Annotated in this window: 19 protein-coding genes; 4 read left to right on the top strand and 15 right to left on the bottom strand. The window is 72.7% G+C overall.

All coding sequences use genetic code 11. The features are described from left to right. Positions 1–220: 220 nt before the first annotated feature. Positions 221–676 carry a MarR family winged helix-turn-helix transcriptional regulator gene (locus tag AB0910_RS22420; protein ID WP_366746391.1) on the bottom strand — a complete coding sequence of 152 codons (456 nt, stop codon included), beginning with the start codon at positions 674–676 and terminating at the stop codon, positions 221–223. A gap of 62 nt (positions 677–738) precedes the next feature. Here AB0910_RS22420 and AB0910_RS22425 point away from each other — a divergent pair, with 62 nt between their 5' ends. Next, positions 739–1,545, top strand: a complete 807-nt coding sequence (locus tag AB0910_RS22425) for an alpha/beta hydrolase (RefSeq protein ID WP_366746392.1) — start codon at positions 739–741, stop codon at positions 1,543–1,545. Positions 1,546–1,573: 28 nt separating this feature from the next. Here AB0910_RS22425 and AB0910_RS22430 read toward each other — a convergent pair whose 3' ends face one another. The 9 genes from AB0910_RS22430 to AB0910_RS22470 all read right to left on the bottom strand — a co-directional run bounded on the left by AB0910_RS22430 (position 1,574) and on the right by AB0910_RS22470 (position 11,279). Continuing rightward, positions 1,574–2,530: a LysR family transcriptional regulator gene (locus AB0910_RS22430; RefSeq protein WP_366746393.1), complete on the bottom strand. Its 957-nt coding sequence runs from the start codon at positions 2,528–2,530 to the stop codon at positions 1,574–1,576. Positions 2,531–2,641: 111 nt separating this feature from the next. Next, complete coding sequence (locus AB0910_RS22435; RefSeq protein WP_366746394.1) at positions 2,642–3,883, bottom strand: VWA domain-containing protein; 1,242 nt, start codon at positions 3,881–3,883, stop codon at positions 2,642–2,644. Further along, positions 3,880–4,866, bottom strand: a complete 987-nt coding sequence (locus AB0910_RS22440; RefSeq protein ID WP_366746395.1) for an SRPBCC domain-containing protein — start codon at positions 4,864–4,866, stop codon at positions 3,880–3,882. Before AB0910_RS22440 ends, AB0910_RS22435 begins: the two co-directional genes overlap by 4 nt. Then, positions 4,863–5,786, bottom strand: a complete 924-nt coding sequence (locus AB0910_RS22445; RefSeq protein WP_366746396.1) for a MoxR family ATPase — start codon at positions 5,784–5,786, stop codon at positions 4,863–4,865. Before AB0910_RS22445 ends, AB0910_RS22440 begins: the two co-directional genes overlap by 4 nt. Next, positions 5,783–6,367 (bottom strand): nucleotidyltransferase family protein, encoded by a 585-nt coding sequence (locus AB0910_RS22450; RefSeq protein ID WP_366746397.1) that lies wholly within the window; start codon positions 6,365–6,367, stop codon positions 5,783–5,785. Before AB0910_RS22450 ends, AB0910_RS22445 begins: the two co-directional genes overlap by 4 nt. A 2-nt stretch (positions 6,368–6,369) precedes the next feature. Next, entirely contained in the window at positions 6,370–7,383 is a 1,014-nt protein-coding gene (locus AB0910_RS22455; protein ID WP_366746398.1) for an XdhC family protein, read from the bottom strand. Positions 7,384–7,429: 46 nt separating this feature from the next. After that, positions 7,430–9,826: an aerobic carbon-monoxide dehydrogenase large subunit gene (locus tag AB0910_RS22460; RefSeq protein WP_366746399.1), complete on the bottom strand. Its 2,397-nt coding sequence runs from the start codon at positions 9,824–9,826 to the stop codon at positions 7,430–7,432. Continuing rightward, a complete protein-coding gene (locus tag AB0910_RS22465) occupies positions 9,823–10,377 on the bottom strand; it encodes a (2Fe-2S)-binding protein (protein WP_366746400.1) in 555 nt (184 codons plus the stop codon). The genes AB0910_RS22460 and AB0910_RS22465 overlap by 4 nt, the downstream gene beginning before the upstream one ends. Positions 10,378–10,379: 2 nt before the next feature. Continuing rightward, a complete protein-coding gene (locus tag AB0910_RS22470) occupies positions 10,380–11,279 on the bottom strand; it encodes a xanthine dehydrogenase family protein subunit M (protein WP_366746401.1) in 900 nt (299 codons plus the stop codon). A gap of 287 nt (positions 11,280–11,566) precedes the next feature. On the opposite strand from AB0910_RS22470, the gene AB0910_RS22475 reads away from it, so the two are divergent. Continuing rightward, positions 11,567–12,664, top strand: a complete 1,098-nt coding sequence (locus AB0910_RS22475; protein WP_366746402.1) for an XdhC family protein — start codon at positions 11,567–11,569, stop codon at positions 12,662–12,664. 103 nt (positions 12,665–12,767) lie between these two features. After that, the gene (locus tag AB0910_RS22480; protein ID WP_366746403.1) at positions 12,768–13,547 is read left to right on the top strand and encodes an SAM-dependent methyltransferase; all 780 of its coding nucleotides are present in this window, start codon (positions 12,768–12,770) and stop codon (positions 13,545–13,547) included. Positions 13,548–13,601: 54 nt separating this feature from the next. Here the strand turns inward: AB0910_RS22480 and AB0910_RS22485 are convergent, their stop codons facing one another. Further along, positions 13,602–14,252 (bottom strand): helix-turn-helix domain-containing protein, encoded by a 651-nt coding sequence (locus tag AB0910_RS22485; protein WP_366746404.1) that lies wholly within the window; start codon positions 14,250–14,252, stop codon positions 13,602–13,604. 258 nt (positions 14,253–14,510) lie between these two features. On the opposite strand from AB0910_RS22485, the gene AB0910_RS22490 reads away from it, so the two are divergent. After that, positions 14,511–15,287 carry a glucose 1-dehydrogenase gene (locus tag AB0910_RS22490; RefSeq protein ID WP_366746405.1) on the top strand — a complete coding sequence of 259 codons (777 nt, stop codon included), beginning with the start codon at positions 14,511–14,513 and terminating at the stop codon, positions 15,285–15,287. Positions 15,288–15,382: 95 nt separating this feature from the next. Here the strand turns inward: AB0910_RS22490 and AB0910_RS22495 are convergent, their stop codons facing one another. The 4 genes from AB0910_RS22495 to AB0910_RS22510 form a co-directional block, all read right to left on the bottom strand. Continuing rightward, positions 15,383–16,906, bottom strand: a complete 1,524-nt coding sequence (locus AB0910_RS22495) for an aldehyde dehydrogenase family protein (protein ID WP_366746477.1) — start codon at positions 16,904–16,906, stop codon at positions 15,383–15,385. Between the two features lie 109 nt (positions 16,907–17,015). Next, positions 17,016–18,611: a GMC oxidoreductase gene (locus AB0910_RS22500; protein ID WP_366746406.1), complete on the bottom strand. Its 1,596-nt coding sequence runs from the start codon at positions 18,609–18,611 to the stop codon at positions 17,016–17,018. Positions 18,612–18,707: 96 nt separating this feature from the next. After that, entirely contained in the window at positions 18,708–20,270 is a 1,563-nt protein-coding gene (locus tag AB0910_RS22505; RefSeq protein ID WP_366746407.1) for an amino acid permease, read from the bottom strand. Beyond that, positions 20,267–21,736, bottom strand: a complete 1,470-nt coding sequence (locus AB0910_RS22510; protein WP_366746408.1) for an aldehyde dehydrogenase family protein — start codon at positions 21,734–21,736, stop codon at positions 20,267–20,269. Before AB0910_RS22510 ends, AB0910_RS22505 begins: the two co-directional genes overlap by 4 nt. Positions 21,737–21,831: the final 95 nt, after the last annotated feature.

Raw genomic sequence — 21,831 nt, forward strand, 5'->3', positions numbered from 1 at the left:
CGCGGCGTTGTCGTCGATCGCCGACGCTCCGCGTCGACTCACTCCTCCGCCTTGCGATCGCACGCACCGGACCACCCCGACCCCGCCCTCCGGGCGGACGACGCTCTTTTGAAGACACTCCCCAGGAGTGTCCCCGCAGCCGCCCCTGCGCCGTCAGTCGGGTCCGTGCAGCCGCGTCCTGCTCGCCCCGCGACGCGGCTGCGCGGACACTCCCGGGCCCCTACCCGCTCGCGCCGGAGCCGCCCCGTGCGCCCCGGTCGCCGGGGGCGTCCGGGGTCAGGCGGCCGAGAAGCGCGAGCAGTGCCGTGCGCTCGGCGGCCGCCAGCGGGGCGAAGCACTCGGCGAGCACCTCGTCGGCGACGCCGTGGCCCGCCGCGAGGACCCGCTCACCCGCCGGGGTGAGGTGGTGCCCGAGCGCGCGGCCGCGGCCCGCCCTGCGCTCGATCAGGCCCTGCGCGGCCAGTCGCCCCGCGAGCGTCCCGAACGCCTGCTCGCTCTGGAACGTGGCGGCGGCGAGCGCACGCCCCGACGCCCCGGGCGAGCGGCCGACCGCGCGCAGGGCGTCCCACTGCGCGAGCGTCGTGCCGACCCCCGCGAGCGCGGTGTCGAGCGCACGGTGCTGCCGGTACTGGACCTGTTTGACGGCTCTGCCGAGGATCTGTAGTTCGCCGGGCATGGCCCCAGCCTAGCCTATGACTAAACTTGCTTATATCAATAAGCTTAGTTACTGTGCTCCGCATGACGACTCCCGGCACACACACGCTCTACGACGACCTCGACCTCTCCCTCGCGGAAGCGGGCGAGGGACGGCCCGTGCTCCTGCTGCACGGCGGCGGGGGGCCCCTCACCGTCGCGGGCCTCGCGCACCACCTGGCGCACACCGGACACGTCCTGGCACCCGTGCACCCCGGCTGGAACGGCACCCCGCGCCCCGCGCGGATAGCCGGCGTGACCGACCTCGCCGACGCCTATCTGCGCCTCGTCGCCGACCGCCGGCTGCGCGACGTGCTCGTCGTGGGCTCCTCGCTCGGCGGCTGGATCGCCACCGAGATGGCGCTGCGCGACACCGGGGGAGCCCTCACCGGCCTCGTCCTGATCGACGGCGTCGGCATCCACGTCGAGGGCGAGCCCGTCCTCGACGTGGACGGCCTCGACCCGCGCGAGTTCGCCGCGCGCGCCTGGCACGACCCGCGCCGCGCCCCCTTCGACCCCGCGAAGGCGAGCCCCGAGCAACGCGCCGCGCAGCAGGCGAACATGGCCACCATGCGGGCCGTCGCGCCCGTCATGCACGACCCGCTGCTGCTGCCGCGGCTGCGCGAAGTCCGGGTGCCCGCGCTGGTGGTGTGGGGAGAGAGCGACCGCGTCGCCACCCCCGCCTACGGCAGGGCGTACGCCGCGGGGTTCGCGGAAGCCGAGTTCGCCGCCGTGCCCGAGGCGGGCCACCTGCCCCAGGTCGAGCAGCCGGACGCCGTCCACGCCCTGATCGACGCGTACGCACGCCGCACCACGACGGGCGCACGGGCCGACCGCGCGGGCACCGCCTGACACCGGTGCCCGCCGGCCGGGCGCACTGTCAGCTCCAGAGCGTCACATGGATGGCGGGGCGGAAGCGCCCCGCGGTCACGCCCGCGCCCCGCAGCATCGCCTGCGTGGCGCGCGGCGTGGTGACGAAGCGGGCCAGCTCCGCCGCCGCGGGCGGCGCGTCGCGCTCCGCGAGGGCCAGCAGGTTCCACGAGCCCCGCGCGGGCAGCGAGGGACCCGTCACCTGTTTGAGGGATCCGTCGGCAAGGTCCTTCGACACCGCGAACGCCACACCGAGGGCGATCCCCCCGCCATGCTTGGCCTCTTCGACCGCCGCCGTGTGGCTCTGGAAGATCCGCTGCTGCTCCTCCGGCACGCCGATCCGGCGCAGGATCGCAGGCACCATGCCGAGCCTGCCCACCGCCGAAGGGCCGAGCAGCCAGTTCTGGGCGCGCAGCTCGGCCGTCCCGAGCCGGCGGCCCGCGAACGGATGATCCGGCGCGACGACCGCGAACACCTGGTAGTTGAGGAACGCCGTGCAGGTCAGCGACGAGTCGACCGTGGCGGGCGGCGGCCCCATGGCCACGTCCACCGCACGCGAGGACAGCAGCCGCGCGAAGTCCTGCGGATTCTGCACGCTCAACTCGACGTCCAGGTCGTCCGCGCGGCTCGCGAACAGTTCGAGGAGGCCGGGCGCCGCGTACTCCGCGAACAGGCTCGAAGCGGCGACCCGCAGCAGCCTGCGCCCGCCGCCCGCCTGGCTGACCTCGAGGATCGTCTGGTTCTGCAGGCCCAGCATCTCGGCGGCCCTGCTGGCGAGCCGCAGACCCCCCGGGGTGAAGGCGAGGCCGCTCGCCGTGCGCGCGAACAACCGGTCACCCAGCTCCTTGCGCAGATGTGCGACATGCATCGAGACGGCGGCCTCCGAGACGTCCAGATCCGCCGCTGCGGCCTTCACCGATCCGCCGCGCACGGTCGCAAGGAAAGCCCGCAGTTGCGCCGGGGTCACGCTGCCTCCACCGAAAGATCGTCCCGGCCCCAAACTATCCCAACGGCGCCCGGGACGGCTACAGATCGCGACGCGGCGGTCCCTGAGGGTACGGCCGCCCGGCGTGCCAGGTCACGCCGCGCGCCGATCCCCGCGCGCCGGCGCGCACGCCCGTCCGCACACCTCGTCGAACACCGTGCGCAGCGAGGCGAACGTGTCGGCGGGCAGCAGCGCGTCGCAGTACGGCAGCGCCGCGGCCATGGTCGTGGTGCGCGGCACGAAACCGGGCGCCGACACCCGCGGATTCAGCCACACCACCTGGTGGGCGCGCCTGCGCACCCGCGCCATCGCCCCCGCGAGCAGCTCAGGCGCATCCCCGTCCCACCCGTCCGAAGCGATGATCACCACGGCGCCGCGCAGCAGGCCGCCGTGGTGCGAGGCGAGCAGCGAGCGCAGGCACGTCGCGATGCGCGTACCGCCGAAGCGGTCCTCGACCTTCGCCGACGCCTCCGCCACCGCCGCCTCGGCCGACCGGTGCGCGAGCACCGTGGTCAGCCGGGTCAGCGACGTGGCGAACGCGAAGACCTCGGCGTCCGCCGCGAGCGTCAACGCCCGCATCAGGTGGAGGTACGCCACCGCCTGCGGCTGCATCGAGCGGCTCACATCGCACACCATCACCACACGGCGCGGCTTGGCCACGGGCCCCGCGCGCACCAGCCGCACCGGCTCCCAGCCCGTGCGCCGCGCGCGGGCCACCGTGGGGCGCAGCAGCACCCGCGGGCCGCCGCGCCGCGCGGAGAAGCGCCGCGAACGCCGCGTGGGCCAGGTGCGCAGCGCCGCCTCGAGCCACCGCCCGAGCAGCGCGGCCTCGGCCGGTCCCAGCTGCTCGAAGGGCGTGTCGAGGAGTCCCGCGACGGCCGTGGGCAGCCGCTCGGGCACCGCCACGGCCTGGTCGTCCGCCGCGTCGGCCGCGGTCACCGAGGGCGGCAGCGTCAGCCACGGCAGCCCCGCGCCCTCCTGCTCCTCCCGCTCGCCGCCGGGCACCGAGGCGTAGGTGTCGTCCTGCCCGCCGCCCGCCGCGCCCAGGCCGTCGCGCCGCGCGTGCGGGTCGAGGGAGAGCATGGCATCGCCGAACACCGCCTCGAAGACGTCGTCGAACTCCGCGAGACCGTCGTGGTCGCGGATCAGGCACACCCGCGCCGTCCAGTAGAGCGTCGTACGGGTGAGCTCGGGCACGGCCCCGAGGGCGCGCACCAGGTCGCCGGCCGCCGTGAGCCCGACCCGCACCCCGCGTGCCCGCAGCCGGCCCGCCAGCGCCATGGCGAAGGCGGCCCGGTCGACCGCGGGCAGCAGGGAGGGGGCCTGTCCGATCACCGGACGACGAAGTAGATGATCACACCCACGACCACGGCTCCCGCGATGCCCACCGGGATGAGGCGCTTGTACACGGAGCTGCCCGCGAGGCCCATCAGGTCCAGGGCCTCCGGCTCGTCGCCCTGGTCGAAGCTGCGCGACGCAGCAGCCCCGGACCCCGCGTCCGCCGCGGCCGCGGGCGCCGTGGCGGGCGTGGCGGGCTCCCGCTGCGGAGCGGTGTGCCCGGGCTCGCCCGCGGGCGCGTCCTGCGCCGGACGCGCCGGTGCCGCCGCCCCGTTGACGTGCGGGACCTCCTGGTCCCGCGGGGGCGACCAGCTCTGCGACGGCGCGGAGAGCCGCCCCGGGTCCGCCGCGGTGGACGGGGCTCCCGTACGGGCCGGGGTCTGCTCGCGGGCCGGTGCGGCGGACGTCTGGGCCGCAGGGGCCGGGGCGCCGGAGCCGCCGCCCGCCGGTGACGCGGCGGCGCCGGCAGCCGCGGCGCCCCCGCCGTCCCCGGACGCCGGGGTGTCCGAAGCGCCGGAGCCGGGGGCCTCGGCGGCGGGCGCGTGCAGGCGCTCCTCCAGGTTGCGTACGAACTGGCCGAGCAGCTTCTCCGAGATCTCCTTGATCATCCCGCTGCCGAACTGGGCCAGCTTGCCGGTGATGTTGAGGTCGGTGAGCACCGCCACGGCCGTGCTGTCGCCCTCGGGGGTCAGCTGGAGGTCGATCGTCGCCGACGCGTTGCCCGCGCCCCGCGAGTCCTTGCCCTTCGCGCTGACGACCGCGTGGTGCGCGGCCTCGTCCTTCTCGACGAAGTGGGCCGTGCCGGCGAACTGGCTGATCACCGGGCCTACCTTGACCTTCACCTTGCCCTTGTAGACATCGCCCTCCACGCCGGTGAGCTGGGCCCCCGGCATGCACGGGGCGAGCCCCTCCAGGTCCGTCAGGGCCTCCCAGGCCCGGTCGACGGGGACACTGACCGCGAACGCGTTCTCGATCTTCATTGCTTCGTCGCTTCCTCTCTGTGCGGCTCGTCGCGGCCGGCCTGGCCCGGACAGCCGAGATCGTCCAGCGCCTCGGTGATCGTGACGTGGTCGTCGGGGCTCTTCGCGATGGTGCTGAGCGTGCGCACCACATCGGCCCGCACCAGCCGGGTCACCTGGAGCGCCGTGAGCGCCGACACCCAGTCGATGGTCTCGGCCATGCCGGGCGCCTTGTCGAGGTCGAGCGTGCGCACCCGGCCGATGAACGCGGCGGCCGAGGCGATCAGCGGCTCGCCCGCTCCCGGCACCGCGCGGCGCAGGATCTCCGTCGCCCGCTCGGGGCTCGGGAAGTCGATCCAGTGGTACAGGCAGCGGCGGCGCAACGCGTCGTGGAGCTCCCTGCTGCGGTTGGACGTCAGGACCACCACCGGCGGCACGGCAGCGGTGAACGTCCCCAGTTCGGGGACGGTGATGGAGTTCTCGCCGAGGAATTCGAGGAGCAGCGCCTCGAACTCGTCGTCGGCCCGGTCGATCTCGTCGATCAGGAGCACCGGCGGCACCGGGCCGCGGTGGCGTACCGCCCGCAGCAGCGGCCGGTCCTGCAGGTACTCCTCCGTGAACAGGTCGGCGTCGCTCAGCCGCTCCTGGCGCGCCTCGGTGAGGCGGATCGCGAGCAGCTGGCGCTGGTAGTTCCACTCGTAAAGCGCCTCCGCGGCCGTCAGGCCCTCGTAGCACTGGAGGCGGATCAGCGGGGTGTCGAGCGCCATGGCGAGCGAGGTGGCGGAGCTCGTCTTGCCGACACCCGGCTCGCCCTCGACGAGGAGCGGCCGGTGCAGCGCGGTGGCGAGGAAGAACGCGGTGGCCGTGCCCTCGTCCACCAGGTGGCCTACGGCGTCGAGCCGCTTGCGCACCTCGCCCGCGTCGCGGAACAGCGGACTCACCGGCCCACCTCCGCGACGAGGGCCCGGTAGTCGTCCCAGGTGTCCACGTCCCGCGGCACGGTCCTGTCCACCGGGTGCAGGACCACAGGGAAGCGTCCTGAATCCAGCAGTCTCCACACGGCCTTGTCGCCGTGCAGTGCGGCCAGGTCCCCGAACAGCTCACGGCCGAACCAGAGCGGATGGCCGGGCCCGTCGCGGTAACGGCACAAGCCCGCGGGCCGGCCTGCGACGGCGCCGAGCAGCCCCGCCACGTCCGCCGGCCGCACCCCCGGCTGGTCGCCGAGCAGCAGCACGACGCCGTCGGCGCGCGGGTCGACCCGGCCCATCGCGGCGGTGACGGACGCGCCGCACCCGTCGCCGTGCCGCTCCACGTCGAACTGGTCGGCGCCCGAGGTGTCGACCCTGTCCCGTACGGCGTCCGCCGAGCCGCCGAGGGGGAGGAGGAGCTGGTCGAAGCCGCACGCGCGCGCGGTGGCGAGCGCCGCGTCCAGCAGGGTGGCCCCGCCCAGCGGCAGCAGCTGCTTGGGCTGCCCGAGCCGCCGCGAGCTGCCCGCGGCGAGGAGGATCCCGGTGACGAACACGCCTAGTCCACCAGTCCTTCCGCATAGTGCTTCCTGCAGTGGGGCGAGCAGAACCAGACGTCGGTGCCGTCGACGGCCAGGTGCGGAGTGTCCGGCATCACGGTCACCGTCATCCCGCACACCGGGTCCTCCGTCTGGCGGGGCCGCGCCTCGGCCGTCGGCTCGGTCGCGCCCCCGGCCGGGCCCTGCGCGCTTTGCCCGCCGTTGGACGCGGCGCCCGCCGCGGTGGGCGCCCCCGGGCCCGCGGCACCTGAGCGCACCGACGCCACGACCCCGGCCAGGATCGACAGCGCGATCTCCGGCGCCGTCCTCGCCCCGATGTCGAGGCCCGCGGGGGTGGCGACCCGCGCCCGCTCCGCCTCGTCGAGATCCAGCTCCTCAAGGACCGCCGCGCCCCTGCGGTGGCTCGCCACCAGGGCGACATGGGGCACGCCCGCGTCCAGCGCGGCTCTGATCGACTCCTCCTCGTCCCTGCCGTGTCCCGCCACGACGACCGCCGCGGTGTTCTCCGAGACCGCGGCGGGCAGCGAGCGCGCCGTCGCGTAGCCGAGCACCCCGGCGAGCGCCACCACCGCGTCCGCCACCGGGGTGTGCCCGACGACCTCGATCAGCGGCGGCGGCAGCACCGGCCTGAGAAAGATCTCCAACGCCCCTCCTGACAGGCAGGGGTTGACCACCACACGGGCCCCGGGCGACTCGGGGAAGGCCGTCTCGCCCTCGGGCAGCACCCGCAGCAGCAGCGGCCCCCCGTCGCTCAGCGCGCCGAGGGCCGCCGTACGCACGGAGCCCTCGGCGCACACCCCGCCGACGAAGCCGTCGATGGTGCCGTCCTCGTACACGATGGCCTCGTCGCCCGGGTGCGCCGAGGTGGGGACCTGGGCCCGCACCACCGTCGCGTGCACGAACGGCACGCGGCGCGCCGCCAGGTCGAGCACCCGCTCGCTCACCGTCCTCGACACGGGTGTCACGGACGTCGACATCACCGCGGCCACCTCCTCAAGGTCCCCACGCTCCACACTCTCCTCGACGCCTTCACCGGATCCGACCCGACCGCACGGCCCGTCAGATCGGCGGGGTGGCCTGCCCGTTCATGGCCTCCCACACCCGGGACGGGGTCAGCGGCATATCGGCGTGCCGCACCTGGAACGGCTTGAGCGCGTCGACCACCGCGTTGACCACGGCGGGTGGCGAGCCGACCGTCGCAGACTCGCCCACGCCCTTCGCCCCGATGGGGTGGTGCGGGGACGGTGTGACGGTGAACCCGGTCTCCCAGTCGGGCACTTCGAGCGCCGTGGGGATCAGGTAGTCCATCAGCGAACCGCCCAGGCAGTTCCCGTCCTCGTCGAACGAGATCATCTCCATCAGCGCCATCCCGACGCCGTCGGTGAGCCCGCCGTGCACCTGGCCCTCGATGATCATCGGGTTGATGCGCGTGCCGCAGTCGTCCACGGCGACGAACCTGCGGACCTTCACCACGGCCGTCCCCGGGTCGATGTCGACGACGCAGATGTACGCGCCGTGCGGATACGTCAGGTTCTCCGGGTTGTAGCAGATCTGCGCCTCTAGCCCGCCCTCGATGCCCTCGGGCAGGTCCGCCGCGCCGTGCGCCCGCATCGCGATGTCCTGGATGGTGACGGACGCCGTCGGGTCGCCCGTGACATGGAAGGAGCCCTTCGCCCATTCGAGGTCGGCGACGGAGACCTCCAGCATGCCGGAGGCGATGATCTTCGCCTTGTCCCTGACCTTCCTGGCGACCAGGGCGGCGGCCGCGCCGGAGACCGGCGTCGAGCGGCTGCCGTACGTACCGAGCCCGAACGGCGTCTGGTCGGTGTCGCCGTGCACCACGTCGATGTCCTCGGGCGGGATGCCCAGCTCCTCGGCGACGATCTGCGCGAACGTCGTCTCGTGCCCCTGCCCCTGCGACTGCACGGACAGCCGCACGACGGCCTTGCCCGTGGGGTGGACCCGCAGCTCGCAGCCGTCGGCCATGCCGAGCCCGAGGATGTCCATGTCCTTGCGCGGACCGGCGCCCACCGCCTCGGTGAAGAACGCGACGCCGATGCCCATGAGTTCGCCGCGTGCGCGCTTCTCGGCCTGCTCGGCCCGCAGCTGGTCGTAGCCGACCAGCTCGGTCGCGAGGTTCATGGTCGGCGCGTAGTCGCCCGAGTCGTACACCCAGCCGGTCTTGGTCTTGTACGGGAACTGCTCGGGCCGGATGAAGTTCTTCATCCTGAGGGCCACCGGGTCCATGTCCAGGTCGTAGGCGAGGACGTTGACCATCCGCTCGACCAGGTACACCGCCTCGGTGATACGGAACGAGCAGGCGTACGCCACGCCGCCCGGCGCCTTGTTGGTGTAGACGGCCGTCATCTTGCAGTGCGCGGCCTCGATGTCGTAGCTGCCGGTGAACACCCCGAAGAAGCCGGCCGGGTACTTCACCGGCGCCGCCGTCCCGTTGAACGCGCCGTGGTCGGCGAGCACATGGGTGCGGATCGCGAGGATGCGTCCCTCGGACGTGGCGGCGATCTCCCCGCGCATCACGTAGTCGCGCGCGAAACCGGTGCTCGTCAGGTTCTCCGAGCGGTCCTCCATCCACTTCACCGGCTTGCCGAGCAGCAGCGAGCCGACGATCGCGCACACGTAGCCCGGGTAGATCGGCACCTTGTTGCCGAAGCCGCCGCCGATGTCGGGCGAGATCACCCGGATCTTGTGCTCGGGCAGCCCCGCCACGATCGCGTACAGGGTGCGGTGCGCGTGCGGTGCCTGGGTGGTGGACCACAGCGTGAGCCGGCCGTCGACCGCGTCGTAGTCGGCCACCGCGCCGCAGGTCTCCATCGGCGCGGGGTGCACCCGCGGATAGACGATGTCCTCGCTGACGACCACGTCCGCCGTGGCGAACACCGCGTCGGTGGCGTCGGCGTCGCCGGTCTCCCAGTCGAAGCAGTGGTTGTCGCTCTTGCCCTCGATGTCGTCCCGGATCAGCGGTGCGTCGGGGGAGAGCGCCGTGCGCACGTCGACCACCGGGTCGAGCGGCTCGTACTCGACGTCGATCAGCTCCAGCGCGTCGCGCGCCGCGTAGCGGTCCTCCGCGACGACGAACGCGACCTCCTGGCCCTGGAAGCGCACCTTGTCGGTGGCGAGTACGGCCTGCACGTCGTTGGAGAGCGTCGGCATCCACGCCAGGTTCTTCTCCGCCAGCATCGCGCCGGTCACGACGAGCTTCACCTTCGGGTGCGCCTCGGCCAGGGTGGTGTCGACGGAGACGATCCGCGCGTGCGCCATCGGCGAGCGCAGGATCGCCAGGTGCAGCATGCCGGGCAGCTGCACGTCGTCGACGTAGCGCCCCTTGCCGCGTACGAAGCGGGGGTCCTCCTTGCGGAGCATCCGGCCGTGGCCGACCGGCTTGCGGTCGTTGTCCTCGAAATCGGTGACGGTGCTGTGCTGCGTGACGGTCGTCATGACGCGCTCCCCGACGCGGCCGCTGATGTGGTCGCCGGCTCCCCGGCGGGTGCCGCGCCCGCCTCGTCCGACGTGACGCTCCTTCGGGTGCCCGCCTCCTCGGCGGCGGCCCACTGCACCGAGCGCACGATGGTGGCGTACCCGGTGCACCGGCAGATCTGACCGGAGATCGCCTCGCGGATCTCCTGCTCCGACGGGTGCGGAGTGCGGTCGAGCAGGGCACGCGCCGTCATCATCATGCCGGGCGTGCAGAACCCGCACTGGAGCCCGTGGCACTCCATGAACCCGCGCTGCACGGGGTCGAGTTCGCCGTCCTGTTCGAGTCCCTCGACCGTGCGCACGTCGTGTCCGCCGGCCATCGCGGCCAGCACCGTGCAGGACTTGACGGGCTCGCCGTCCAGCCACACGGTACAGGTGCCGCAGTTGCTGGTGTCGCACCCCCAGTGGGTGCCGGTCAGGGCGAGGTGGTCGCGCAGGAAATGGACGAGCAGCAGCCGCCCCTCGATGTCCCGGGTGACCTCTTCGCCGTTGACGGTCATGGTGACCTGCATGATCACACTCCCTGTCCGTTGACGGGCGCCGTCGCGGCGCCGATCCTCTCGACCGACGTGCGCAGCACCCGCGCGGTCAGCTCCCGTGCCAGATGGCGCTTGTAGTCGGCGCTGCCCCTGCGGTCGGTGACCGGGTCCGCGGCCTCGGCGGCGATCTCGCCCGCCCGCCTGTACAGCTCCTCCGACGGCGGGCGGCCGCGCAGCTCCTCGGCGATGCCGGGGATGCCCGCGGTGTTCGGGCCGACCGCGGCGAGGCCCACCCGGGCGTCCGCGACCAGCCCGTCCTCCAGCCAGATGGCCGCGCCCGCGGAGACGACCGCCCAGTCGCCCGCGCGCCGCTCCACCTTCTCGTAGGCGCTCGAACCGCCGGGCCTGATGGGGAAGCGCACCTCCGTCAGCATCTCCGCGTCCCCGACCGCCGTCTCGTAGGGGCCGCGGTGGAAGTCGGTCATGGAGACGACGCGCTCGCCGTCCTGCCCGCGGATGACGCACGAGGCGTCGAGGGTGGTGCACACGGCCGACAGGTCCTCGGAGGGATCGGCCTGGCACAGCGAACCGCCGAGCGTCCCGCGGTTGCGCACCACGGGGTCGGCGATGACGCGCTCCGCGTCCCGGAAGATCGGGAAGGCCGCGGCCAGCTCCTCGGACTCCAGCAGCTCGCGGTGGCGGGTGAGCGCGCCGATGCGGATCTGCTCGGGCTCCACCACGATGTAGCCGAGCTCCTCGTGCAGATCATTGATGTCGATCAAATACTCGAAATTGGCCAGGCGCAGCTTCATCATGGGCAGCAGGCTGTGCCCGCCTGCCACCAGGCGGGCGGTGTCGCCCAGCCTCTCCAGCAGCCCGACCGCCTGGTCGACACTGCTGACGCGCTGGTACTCGAACGGTGCGGGAACCTGCATGCGTGACTCCCTGGGTGATGGGTCGTGGGCACATTGGGCTCCTCTGCGCGGTTCAAAGTCAACAGCGAGTTAAGAGACTGCTTAACTCGCCTGTACCGCTCTGACCTGCCACCTTGCCGCCGTGCTCGGGAGTTAAGGGAACGCTTAAGCCGCGGTTGACCTTCGGCTGCGGCGGTTTGCATGCTCACAGCGTGGAGCGGCCCGGGAGGCCGCCATGGCCGCTGCCCGGAAGGAGCGGACGCCGCCGCGCGCGGCGCCGCCCCCACCGGGACGGGAGAGGAGCACGCGTGTGGGACATCGCGAACGGCATCGCTTCCTGGCAGGCGGCGGACACCCCCTTCGCGCTGGCCACCGTCGTCGGGACGTGGAAGTCGGCCCCGCGCAGGCCCGGCGCGTCGATGGCGGTGTCCGCCGAAGGTGACGTGGTCGGCAGCGTCTCGGGCGGCTGCGTCGAGGGCGCCGTCTACGAGCTGGCCAAAGAGGTCATCGAGACCGGTACGCCCGCGCTGACGACCTACGGCATCAGCGACGACGACGCCTTCGAGGTCGGGCTGACCTGCGGCGGGATCATCGACATCTTTGTGCGGCCGGCGGGCGGCACGCACCATCCGCACCTGCCGCAGGTCCTCGACGCGGTCCGCGCCTCCCGCCCTGTCGCCGTCGCCTCCGTGATCTCGGGCGAGCCGCCCCGCGAGCGCGACCTGGTCGTCACCCCGGACGGCATGGCCGGCACCCTCGGCGAAGGACGCCTCGACACCGCCGTGGCCGAGCGTGCGCGCGGCCTGCTGGCGCGGGGCGAGAGCGCCGTCGTCCGGATGGGCCCGCACGGGGAGCAGTTGGACGAGGACGTCTCCGTGTTCGTGCACTCCTTCGCACCGCCGCCGCGGCTGCTGGTCTTCGGCGCGATCGACTTCGCCGGCGCGGTCGCCAGGATCGGCAAGTTCCTCGGCTACCACGTCACGGTCTGCGACGCGCGGCCCGTCTTCGCCACGCACAAGCGCTTCCCCGACGCCGACGAACTGGTGGTGTCCTGGCCCCACACGTATCTGGAGAGCACCACCGTGGACGAGAGCACCGTCATCTGCGTGCTCACCCACGACCCCAAGTTCGACGTGCCGCTGCTCGAACTCGCTCTGCGCACACCCGCCTGCTACATCGGCGCCATGGGCAGCCGCCGCACCCACGAGGACCGGCTGGCGCGACTGCGCGAGGCCGGCGTCGACGAGAGCGCGCTGCGCCGCCTCGCCTCGCCGATCGGCCTCGACCTCGGGGCCCGTACCCCCGAGGAGACCGCCGTCGCCATCATGGCCGAGATCATCGCGCTCCAGTGGGGCGGCACGGGCCGGCGCCTCACCGAGACCACCCCGCAGCCCATCCACCACTGAACCGGAGCCCGGCACTTCGGACCTCCGCGGACGCTCGCGCCCCGCCGCCTGCGCCTCGCGCCGGGGGACTAGCCTGTGCGCAGCGACAAGGCGGAGGATGATCATGACGTACGGCCCCAAGCGCCAGGTGGACACGAGCAGGCCGCATCCCGCGCGGGTCTACGACTGGCTGCTCGGCGGCAAGGACAACTACGAGGTGGACCGGCGCGTCGGCAGGGAACTTCCCGTCGACGGACGGGACTCGGCCCGGCAGAACCGCGCCTTCATGATCCGGGCCGTCTCCTGGCTCGCGGAGTCCGGCACGGACCAGTTCCTGGACATCGGCACGGGCATCCCCACGGAGCCCAACCTCCACCAGGTCGTCCAGCGGATCAGGCCCTCGGCCCGGATCGTCTACACCGACAACGACCCCATCGTGCTGCGGCACGCGGAGGCGCTGCTCGTCAGCACCCCCGAGGGTACGACCGACTATGTCGAGGCGGACGTGCGCGACCCCGCATACATCGTCGAACACGCCCGCCGCAGCCTGGACTTCGACCGGCCGATCGCGCTCTCCCTCATCGCCCTGATGCACTTCGTCCCCGGCGAGGAGGCGTACGGCATCGTGCGCACCCTGGTCGACGCGCTGCCCTCGGGCAGCCATCTGGCCCTGTCGAACGCCTCCTCGGACCTGCGGCCCGGGCGCGCCGCCCGCATCACCGCGCAGTACGCGGAGGCGGGCATCGAGCTCGCCTTCCGCACCCGCGAGGGCGTGGCCCGTTTCTTCGAAGGGCTCGACCTCGTCGAACCCGGGCTGGTCGTCGCACCCCGCTGGTACCGCGGCGCGGACGTCCCGGAGCAGGAGGACAGCACGATCTACGCGGCCGTGGCGCGCGTCCCCTGACCTGTCGGCCTGACCTGACCGCAGGCCGCCGGGGGCGGGGCGGGCGGCCGCGGCTCAGAGCCGCAGGTGGGCGCTGAGCTGTTCGGGCGTCGGGCCCTGCGGCAGCGTCCTGGTGCCGTGGGGGCGCAGCCCGTCGAGGAAGACGCGCACGTGCCGGGCGGCGAGCGCGGCCGCCTGGTCCGCGGGCAGGAGGGGCAGCGGCCGGCAGGCGAGGACGGCCGCCGTGATCAGGTCGACGGGGGTGACGTCCGCCCTGACGGTGCCCTGGGCGCGTGCGTGGTCGAGGACGACGGCGAGCGCGGGCGCGATCTCCCGCTGCAGTTCGAGCGCTTCGGGCGAGTCCGTGGAAGGGCCGCCGATCAGCGGGAGCACGAGTTCGTCCCGTGCCTCGACCGCCCGCAGGAGGAAGTCCTCAAGGGCGCCGAGCGCGTCCTGCGGCGCCCGCTCGCGCGCGTCGCGCGCCGCCGTGAGCACCTGGGTGAATCCGTCGATCAGCACCTGCGCGACCAGGGCGTCGCGGTCGGGGAAGCGCCGGTAGAGCGTGGCGATGTTCACCCCGGCGCGGCGCGCGATCTCGTCCATGGGGACGGCGGTGCCCCGCTCGCGGAAGGCGTCCCTGGCGGCCTCCAGGATCTGCGCGCGGTTGCGGGCGGCGTCGGCGCGCAGCGGTGCCCGCCCGTCCGCCCCCGCCCCGTGTGCACTCACTCCTGGTCCGCCCTTTCCCGCCTCTGGTTCCGTCTCTTCCGGCGCGTCTCCTCCGGCCCTGCGGTTTCCGGCCGTTCTCGCGGCCCGACGGCTTCGCTCCCGGGCACGGCCGAGCGTACGGGAGATTTCCCCGGACTAAGTGAAGGATTTACTGCACTTGGCCTACGATGGGTGCACACGCCCACCGGGGGCGCCGGCCGGCACCGCCCGCCGGGCGTCCCTGTCCAGGTCCCCGGGCCCCGCGGAGTGGAGAACCTCGTGCGCGAGACACGTTTCGAAGGCAGGACGGCGGTCGTCACCGGCGGCAGCCGCGGAATAGGCGCGGCCGTCGCCCGGCGCCTGGCGGCCGAGGGCGCGTCGGTGGTGATCGGCTACCGGGGCAGCGAGCAGGCGGCCCGCGCGCTCGTCGACGAACTGGCCTCGGCCGGCGGCCGGGCGGTGGCGGTGCGGGCCGACGTGGCCGACCACGAGCAGACCGGGGCGCTGTTCGAGCGCGCCGAGGCGGAGTTCGGCCGACTCGACGTCCTCGCCTCCTGCGCGGGCATCGAGCACTTCGGCGCGCTGGAGACCATCACACCCGAGGACTTCGACCGGGTCTTCGCCGTCAACACGCGCGGCCAGCTCTCCGCGGTCCAGCACGCCGTCCCCCGCATGCGGGAGGGCGGCCGGATCGTGCTGACCTCCTCGGTGAGCGCGTCCAAGTCCGTCTTCCACCACACCCTGTACGCGGCGAGCAAGGCGGCTGTCGAGGCGATGGCGCTCAACCTCTCCGCCGAACTCGGCCGGAAGGGCATCGCCGTCAATGCCATCGCCCCTGGCGGCACCGCGACGGACATGGCCGCGGAGAACGCCGCCCACTATGTGCACCCCGGGCTCGCCGGGACCCAGGACACGGCCCGGTGGCTCGACACCGCCATCGCGCTGCGGCGGCTCGCCGAACCCGACGAGATCGCCGCCGCCTACGCGTTCCTCGCCTCGCAGGACGCGGCTTATATGACGGGCCGCACGCTCCAGGTCGACGGCGGCATGTTCTGAGGCACCGCCCGCGCGGCGGTAGGCGCCCGGCGCCCGGCCGCCGCTCCAGGAGCCTTCCCGGCGCCGCGTGCCGGACGCGGCGCCGCGGGCGCGGGCTAGAACAGGCCCAGCTTCTTGGGCGAGTAGGACACCAGCAGGTTCTTCGTCTGCTGGTAGTGCTCCAGCATCATGCGGTGGTTCTCGCGCCCGATGCCCGACTGCTTGTAGCCGCCGAAGGCCGCGTGCGCGGGGTAGAGGTGGTAGCAGTTGGTCCAGACGCGGCCCGCCTGGATGGCGCGGCCCGCGCGGTAGGCGGTGGCGCCGTCGCGGGTCCACACGCCCGCGCCGAGGCCGTACAGGGTGTCGTTGGCGGTCTTGATCGCGTCGTCGAAGTCGGCGAACTGCGTGACCGCGAGGACCGGGCCGAAGATCTCCTCCTGGAAGATCCGCATGCGGTTGTCGCCCTCGAAGACGGTCGGCTGGACGTAGTAGCCTCCCGCCATGTCCCCGCCGAACTCGGCCCGTTCACCGCCCGTGAGCACCTTCGCGCCCTCCTGGCGGCCGATGTCGAGATACGAGAGAATCTTCTGGAGCTGGTCGTTGGACGCCTGCGCGCCGATCATCGTCTCCGTGTCGAGCGGGTGCCCCGGGACGATCTGCTCGGTGCGGGCCACGCCTGCCTCAAGGAACTCGCCGTAGTGGCCGCGCTGGATCAGCGCGCGCGACGGGCAGGTGCACACCTCGCCCTGGTTGAGGGCGAACAGCGTGAAGCCTTCGAGCGCCTTGTCGCGGAAGTCGTCGTCCGCCGCCGACACGTCGTCGAAGAAGAGGTTGGGGCTCTTGCCGCCGAGCTCCAGCGTGACCGGTTTGATGTTCTCCGACGCGTACTGCATGATCAGCCGCCCGGTCGTGGTCTCCCCGGTGAAGGCGACCTTCGCGATCCGCGGGCTCGAAGCGAGCGGCTTGCCCGCCTCCACACCGAAGCCGTTGACGATGTTGAGGACGCCGGGCGGCAGCAGGTCGGCCACCAGGCTCATCCACAGATGGATCGAGGCGGGCGTCTGCTCGGCCGGTTTGAGGACGACCGCGTTGCCCGCGGCGAGCGCCGGAGCCAGCTTCCATGTCGCCATCAGGAGCGGGAAGTTCCACGGGATGATCTGCGCCACCACGCCGAGCGGCTCGTGGAAGTGGTAGGCGACCGTGTCGCCGTCCAGCTCGCTCACCGACCCCTCCTGGGTGCGCAGCGCGCCCGCGAAGTACCTGAAGTGATCGATCGCCAGCGGGATGTCGGCGGCCAGCGTCTCCCGGACGGGCTTGCCGTTCTCCCAGCTCTCGGCGACCGCCAGCTCCTCCAGGTGGGCCTCCATCCGGTCCGCGATCCGGTGCAGCGCGAGCGCACGGTCGGCCGCCGACGTCGCCGCCCAGCCGGGTGCGGCCCCGTGCGCCGCGTCCAGCGCCCGCTCCACGTCGTCCGCGGTGCCGCGCGCGACCTCCGTGAAGGGCTGCCCGTTGACCGGACTCGGGTTTTCGAAGTAGCCGCCGCGCGCGGGCGGTACGTACTCCCCGCCGATCCAGTGGTCGTAGCGGGGCTGGTAGGAGACGACAGCGCCTTCGCTGCCTGGGTTGGCGTAGCGGGTCATCGCGGAGACCTCCCGGTGTCCGTGCCGTCCGCCGTCGGGCGGCACGGAACCGAGGCTAGGGACAGCTACGTTGCAACCGGGTTGCGAGCTGAGCGGAGCGGCGTGCGCGTCAATGCGCCGCGGCCCGGTCCGACTTGATCATGTCGGCGCACTTCTCGCCGATCATCATGGTGGTGATGCACGGGTTCACAGCGGGCAGGAACGGCATCACCGAGGCGTCCGCCACGCGCAGGCCGCTGACGCCCTTCACCCGCAGCTGCGGGTCGAGCGGCGAGTCGGGGTCCGACGGGTCGCCCATCCGCACCGTGCCCGCCGGGTGGTACACGGTGTTGTGGGTCTCCTTGATGTAGGCGAAGAGTTCCTCGTCGCTCTGCGCCTCGGGCCCCGGGGCCAGTTCCGCGCCCGTCCACTCGGCGAGCGGCGCCTGCGCGGCGATGGTGCGCGCGAGCCGCAGTCCGTGCGTCATCACCCGGACGTCGTGCTCGTGGGTGAAGTAGCGCGGGTCGACCTTCGGCTTGTCCCTGAAGTCCCGGGTGCGCAGCCGGACCGTGCCCGTCGAGCGCGCCCTCGTCACGTTCGGCGTCAGGCAGAAGGCGTTGTCGGTGGTCGGGTAGCCGCGCCGGTACGTGTTGAGGTCGAACGGCACCGAACCGTAGTGGAACATCAGGTCGGGCCGGTCGAGGCCCTCCTCGGTGCCGGTGAAGATGCCGATCTCCCACCACTGGGTGGACGAGGTCACCATGGGGCGCTTGGCCTCCCACATGATCACGCCCTCCGGGTGGTCCTGGAGGTGCGAGCCGACGCCGGGCGAGTCGACCCGTACCTCCACGCCCGACTCCCGCAGGTGCTCGGCGGGGCCGATGCCGGAGAGCATCAGCAGCTTCGGCGCGTCGATGGCGCCGCACGACACGACGACCTCCCGGCGGGCCAGCACCCGGCCGCGGTGCACGGTGTCGGGCAGCAGGAACTCGGCGCCTGTGCAGCGCCCGCCGTCGAACAGCAGCCGGGTCGCCTGGAGTCCTGTGCGGATCTCCAGATTGGGCCGCTTGCCGAGGATGGGGTGGAGATAGGAGACGGAGGCCGAGGAACGGGTGCCGTCCTCCCGCGCGTTGATCTGGAACCAGTTCGCGCCGTGCGTCACCGTGGCTCCGGTGTTGAACGGAGTGGTGGGGATGCCCGCGTCCGCGCAGGCCGCGAGCAGGGCCCTGCCGCAGGGGTCGGCGGGCGGCACCGTGCGGATGGTGACGGGGCCCGAGCGGCCGTGGTGGTCGCCCGGCGCGTCGTTGGTCTCCAGGCGCCGGTACAGCGGGAAGCAGTCCGCCGCGCTCCAGCCGGAACACCCCAGCGCGCCCCACTCGTCCAGGTCCTCGGCGGGCGCCCAGAAGGCGATGCACGAGTTGTGCGAGGAGCATCCGCCGAGCACCTTGGCGCGCGCGTGGCGCATGAAGCTGTTGCCCGACTCCTGCGGTTCGACGGGGTAGTCCCAGTCGTAGCCGGACTCCAGCAGGGCCATCCACCGGTCGAGCTTGAGGATGTTGTCGTCCCCGACGTCCGACGGCCCGGCCTCCACGACGCACACGGTCACATCGGGGTCCTCGCTGAGCCGGGCGGCCACAACGGCACCCGCCGTGCCGCCGCCGACCACCAGGTAGTCGTAGACGGGCACGGAGGCGTCGGCGGCCGGGTCGGCGGACTGAGCGGGCATCACTGCTCCAGGGGTGAGGGTACGTGGGGGAAGGTGCGGGGCGCGGCCCCGCGACGGGTACGGCCCGCCCGCCGGGAGCGGACCGCACGCGCGGCGTCAGGGGGCGGCGGGCTCGGGTCCCGGGCCGGGCTCGGCCTCGGCGGCGACGGCCCTGCTGCCCTCGATCACGTCGATGCGGCCCCGTTTGCGGAACCAGTAGTACGCGAATCCGGCGACGGCGATCACCCCGATGTACAGGAACGCGCCCCACTGGAGGTACCAGTGGTGCGGGGTGGTCGCGTTGTAGACGCTGGCGCGCGGCCAGGCGAGGTTGACCGCCATGGCGCCGCCCCACAGGACCGCGACGATGTTCACCGGCAGGCCGAACCTGCCGAGCGAGAACTTGCCTTCGGCCGGCTGCCACCGCCCGCGCAGCCGCTGCCACAGCATCGGTGCCGTCACCGACAGGTAGGCCAGGTAGATCATGATGATCGCGATGCTGGTGACCACGGAGAAGATCTGCGGCTGGTCGATGTTGAGGACGAGGATCCCGATGGCGACAAGACCGATGACCACCGCGGGCACGATCGGCGTCTGGAACCGCGGGCTGACCTTGGCCACAGCGGACGACGCCGGCAGCCCGTTGTCGCGCGCCATCGCGAAGGCGAGCCGGATGCCCGCCGTGTGCACCGCAAGCTCGCAGACGGTGATGGCGATGAAGACGCACCACAGCACGGCCTGTCCGACCGACGAGCCGAGCGTCGAGAGGACCACGAACTGCAGTCCGTCCGTGGAGAGTCTGGAGGAGTTCAGGTCCGGCACCGCGAGCAGCGCGAACAGCAGGATCAGGCCGCCGATGACGAACGAGGCGATCAGCGCGCGCAGGATGGCCCGCGGCGCGTTGCGGCTCGGGTTGCGCGACTCCTCGCCGAGCGAGGACGCCGTGTCGAACCCGTACATCACATACGCGGACGCGAGCGACGCGGTGAGGAACGCGCCGAAGTAGCCCATCGACTGGCCCTGGCCGAGGCCGTGGGTCTGGGTGATCGTGGCGGGCCCGCGCGTGATGTGCACGGCCAGCAGGACGATCAGCACCACGGCGGCGATCAACTCGATAAGGACGCCTGCCGAGTTGATGCGCGCCATCAGCTTCACCCCGAACGCGTTGACCAGGGTGGTGAAGACGATCAGGCACGAGCCGAGGAACACCGCGTTCTTCGCCGCGTCCGCGGGGTGGCTGCCGTCGCCGATCACCCAGAACACCGACGAGATCTGCGGCAGCGTCTGCTGGTAGGCCAGGGCGACGGCCGAGAGCGACACCATCGTGGCCGCCACCATCATCCAGCCGCCGAGCCAGCCCAGGTGCGGACCGCCCAGCTTCTTCGACCAGTTGTAGATCGACCCGGCGACCGGATAGCGGGCGGCCAGCTCGCAGAAGCACAGCGCCACCATCAGCTGGCCGACGAACACCATCGGCCAGGACCACCAGTAGGCGGGCCCGCCGAAGCCCACACCGAAATAGAACAGCTGGAAGGTGCCGGTGAGGATCGAGATGTAGCTGATGCCCGCGGCGAACGTGTGGAAGTTGCCCAGCGTGCGCTTCAGTTGGGGCTTGTAGCCGAAGTCCGACAGCGACGCGTCGTCGTCGCGGTCGTCCCGCTCGGGAGCGGCAGCGCTCACTCGAACCACCTCAGCGGAGCCGGCTGCAGATTGCGCCACACGTGCTTGGCCTCCTGGTACTCGGCGAGACCGGCGGGGCCGAGTTCGCGACCGAAGCCGGACTGCTTGTAGCCGCCCCACTCGGCCTGGGGGACATAGGGCTGGAAGTCGTTGATCCACACGGTGCCCGCGCGCAGCCGCGACGCCACCCGGTGCGCCTTGCCGACGTCCTGCGACCACACGGCGCCCGCGAGCCCGTAGACGGTGTCGTTGGCGAGGGCCACGGCCTCGTCCTCGGTGTGGAAGCGTTCCACGGTCAGCACGGGCCCGAAGGACTCGTCCCGCACCACCGACATGCCGGCGGCGCAGTCGTCGAGCACCGTGGGCAGGTAGTAGAAACCGTCGGCGAACTCCGCGCCGTCCGGGCGCTTTCCGCCGCAGCGCAGCACCGCGCCCTCCGCGAGGCCCGCCGCCACGTACCGCTCGACCTTCTCGCGGTGCGCGGCCGAGATCAGCGGCCCCGTCCTGGCGTGCTCGTCGAACGGGCCGCCCAGCGGGATGGCCCTGGCGCGCTCCACCACGTCGTCCACGAAGCGGTCGTGCAGGCCGTCCTCCACCAGCAGGCGCGCGCCCGCCGAGCACACCTGGCCCGAGTGGAGGAACACCGCGGTCAGCGCGTAGTCCACGGCGGTCTCGTAGTCGGCGTCGGCGAACACGATGTTGGGGTTCTTGCCGCCGAGTTCGAGCGCGACCTTCTTCACCGTGGGGGCCGCCGCCGCCATGATGCGGCGGCCGGTGACGAGTCCGCCCGTGAAGGAGACCAGGTCGACCCGCGGGTCCTCGGTCAGCGGCGCACCGGCTTCGGCGCCCGGGCCGAGCACCAGGTTCGCCACCCCGTCGGGCAGCCCCGCCTCGGTCAGCAGCCGCATCAGGTGGATCGCGGTGTGCGGGGTCAGCTCGCTGGGCTTCAGCACGAACGTGTTGCCCGCGCCGATCGCCGGCGCCACCTTCCACGCGGTCTGCAGCAGCGGGTAGTTCCAGGGGGTGATGAGCGCGCACACGCCCACCGGCTCGTGGACGACGCGGCTGTCCACGGCCGGGTTCCCGGTGTCCACCAGGCGGTCGGTGCCGCCCGCCGCCACCAGGTTGCCGAAGTACCGGAAGCAGTTCGCGATGTCGTCCATGTCGAACTCGCTCTCGACGAACCGTTTCCCCGTGTCCAGGGACTCGGCACGCGCGAGCGCGGCCTTGTCGCGCTCCAGCAGTCCTGCGACCCGCAGCAGCAGCCGGCCGCGCTCGGCCGCCGCCGCGCGCGGCCAGGGACCGCTGTCGAAGGCCTCACGCGCGGCGCCGATCGCGGCGTCCACGTCCCGGGGTCCTGCCTCGTCGACCGTCGCGACGAGGGTGCCGTCGGCGGGGCACCGGATCTCCCGGAGTCTGCCCTCGACCGCCGACGTCCACTTGCCCCCGATGAACAGCTCAGGCATGCACGCTCCTCCCGTTGGGTCGTGGTCCCTACCCGGATGATCGTCCGGCACACCTGACATGTCCCGACCGTGTCCTTCGGCCCGCGGCGCGCGCC

Source organism: Streptomyces sp. NPDC047002, from assembly GCF_040704505.1.
In the GTDB taxonomy this organism is placed as follows: domain Bacteria; phylum Actinomycetota; class Actinomycetes; order Streptomycetales; family Streptomycetaceae; genus Streptomyces.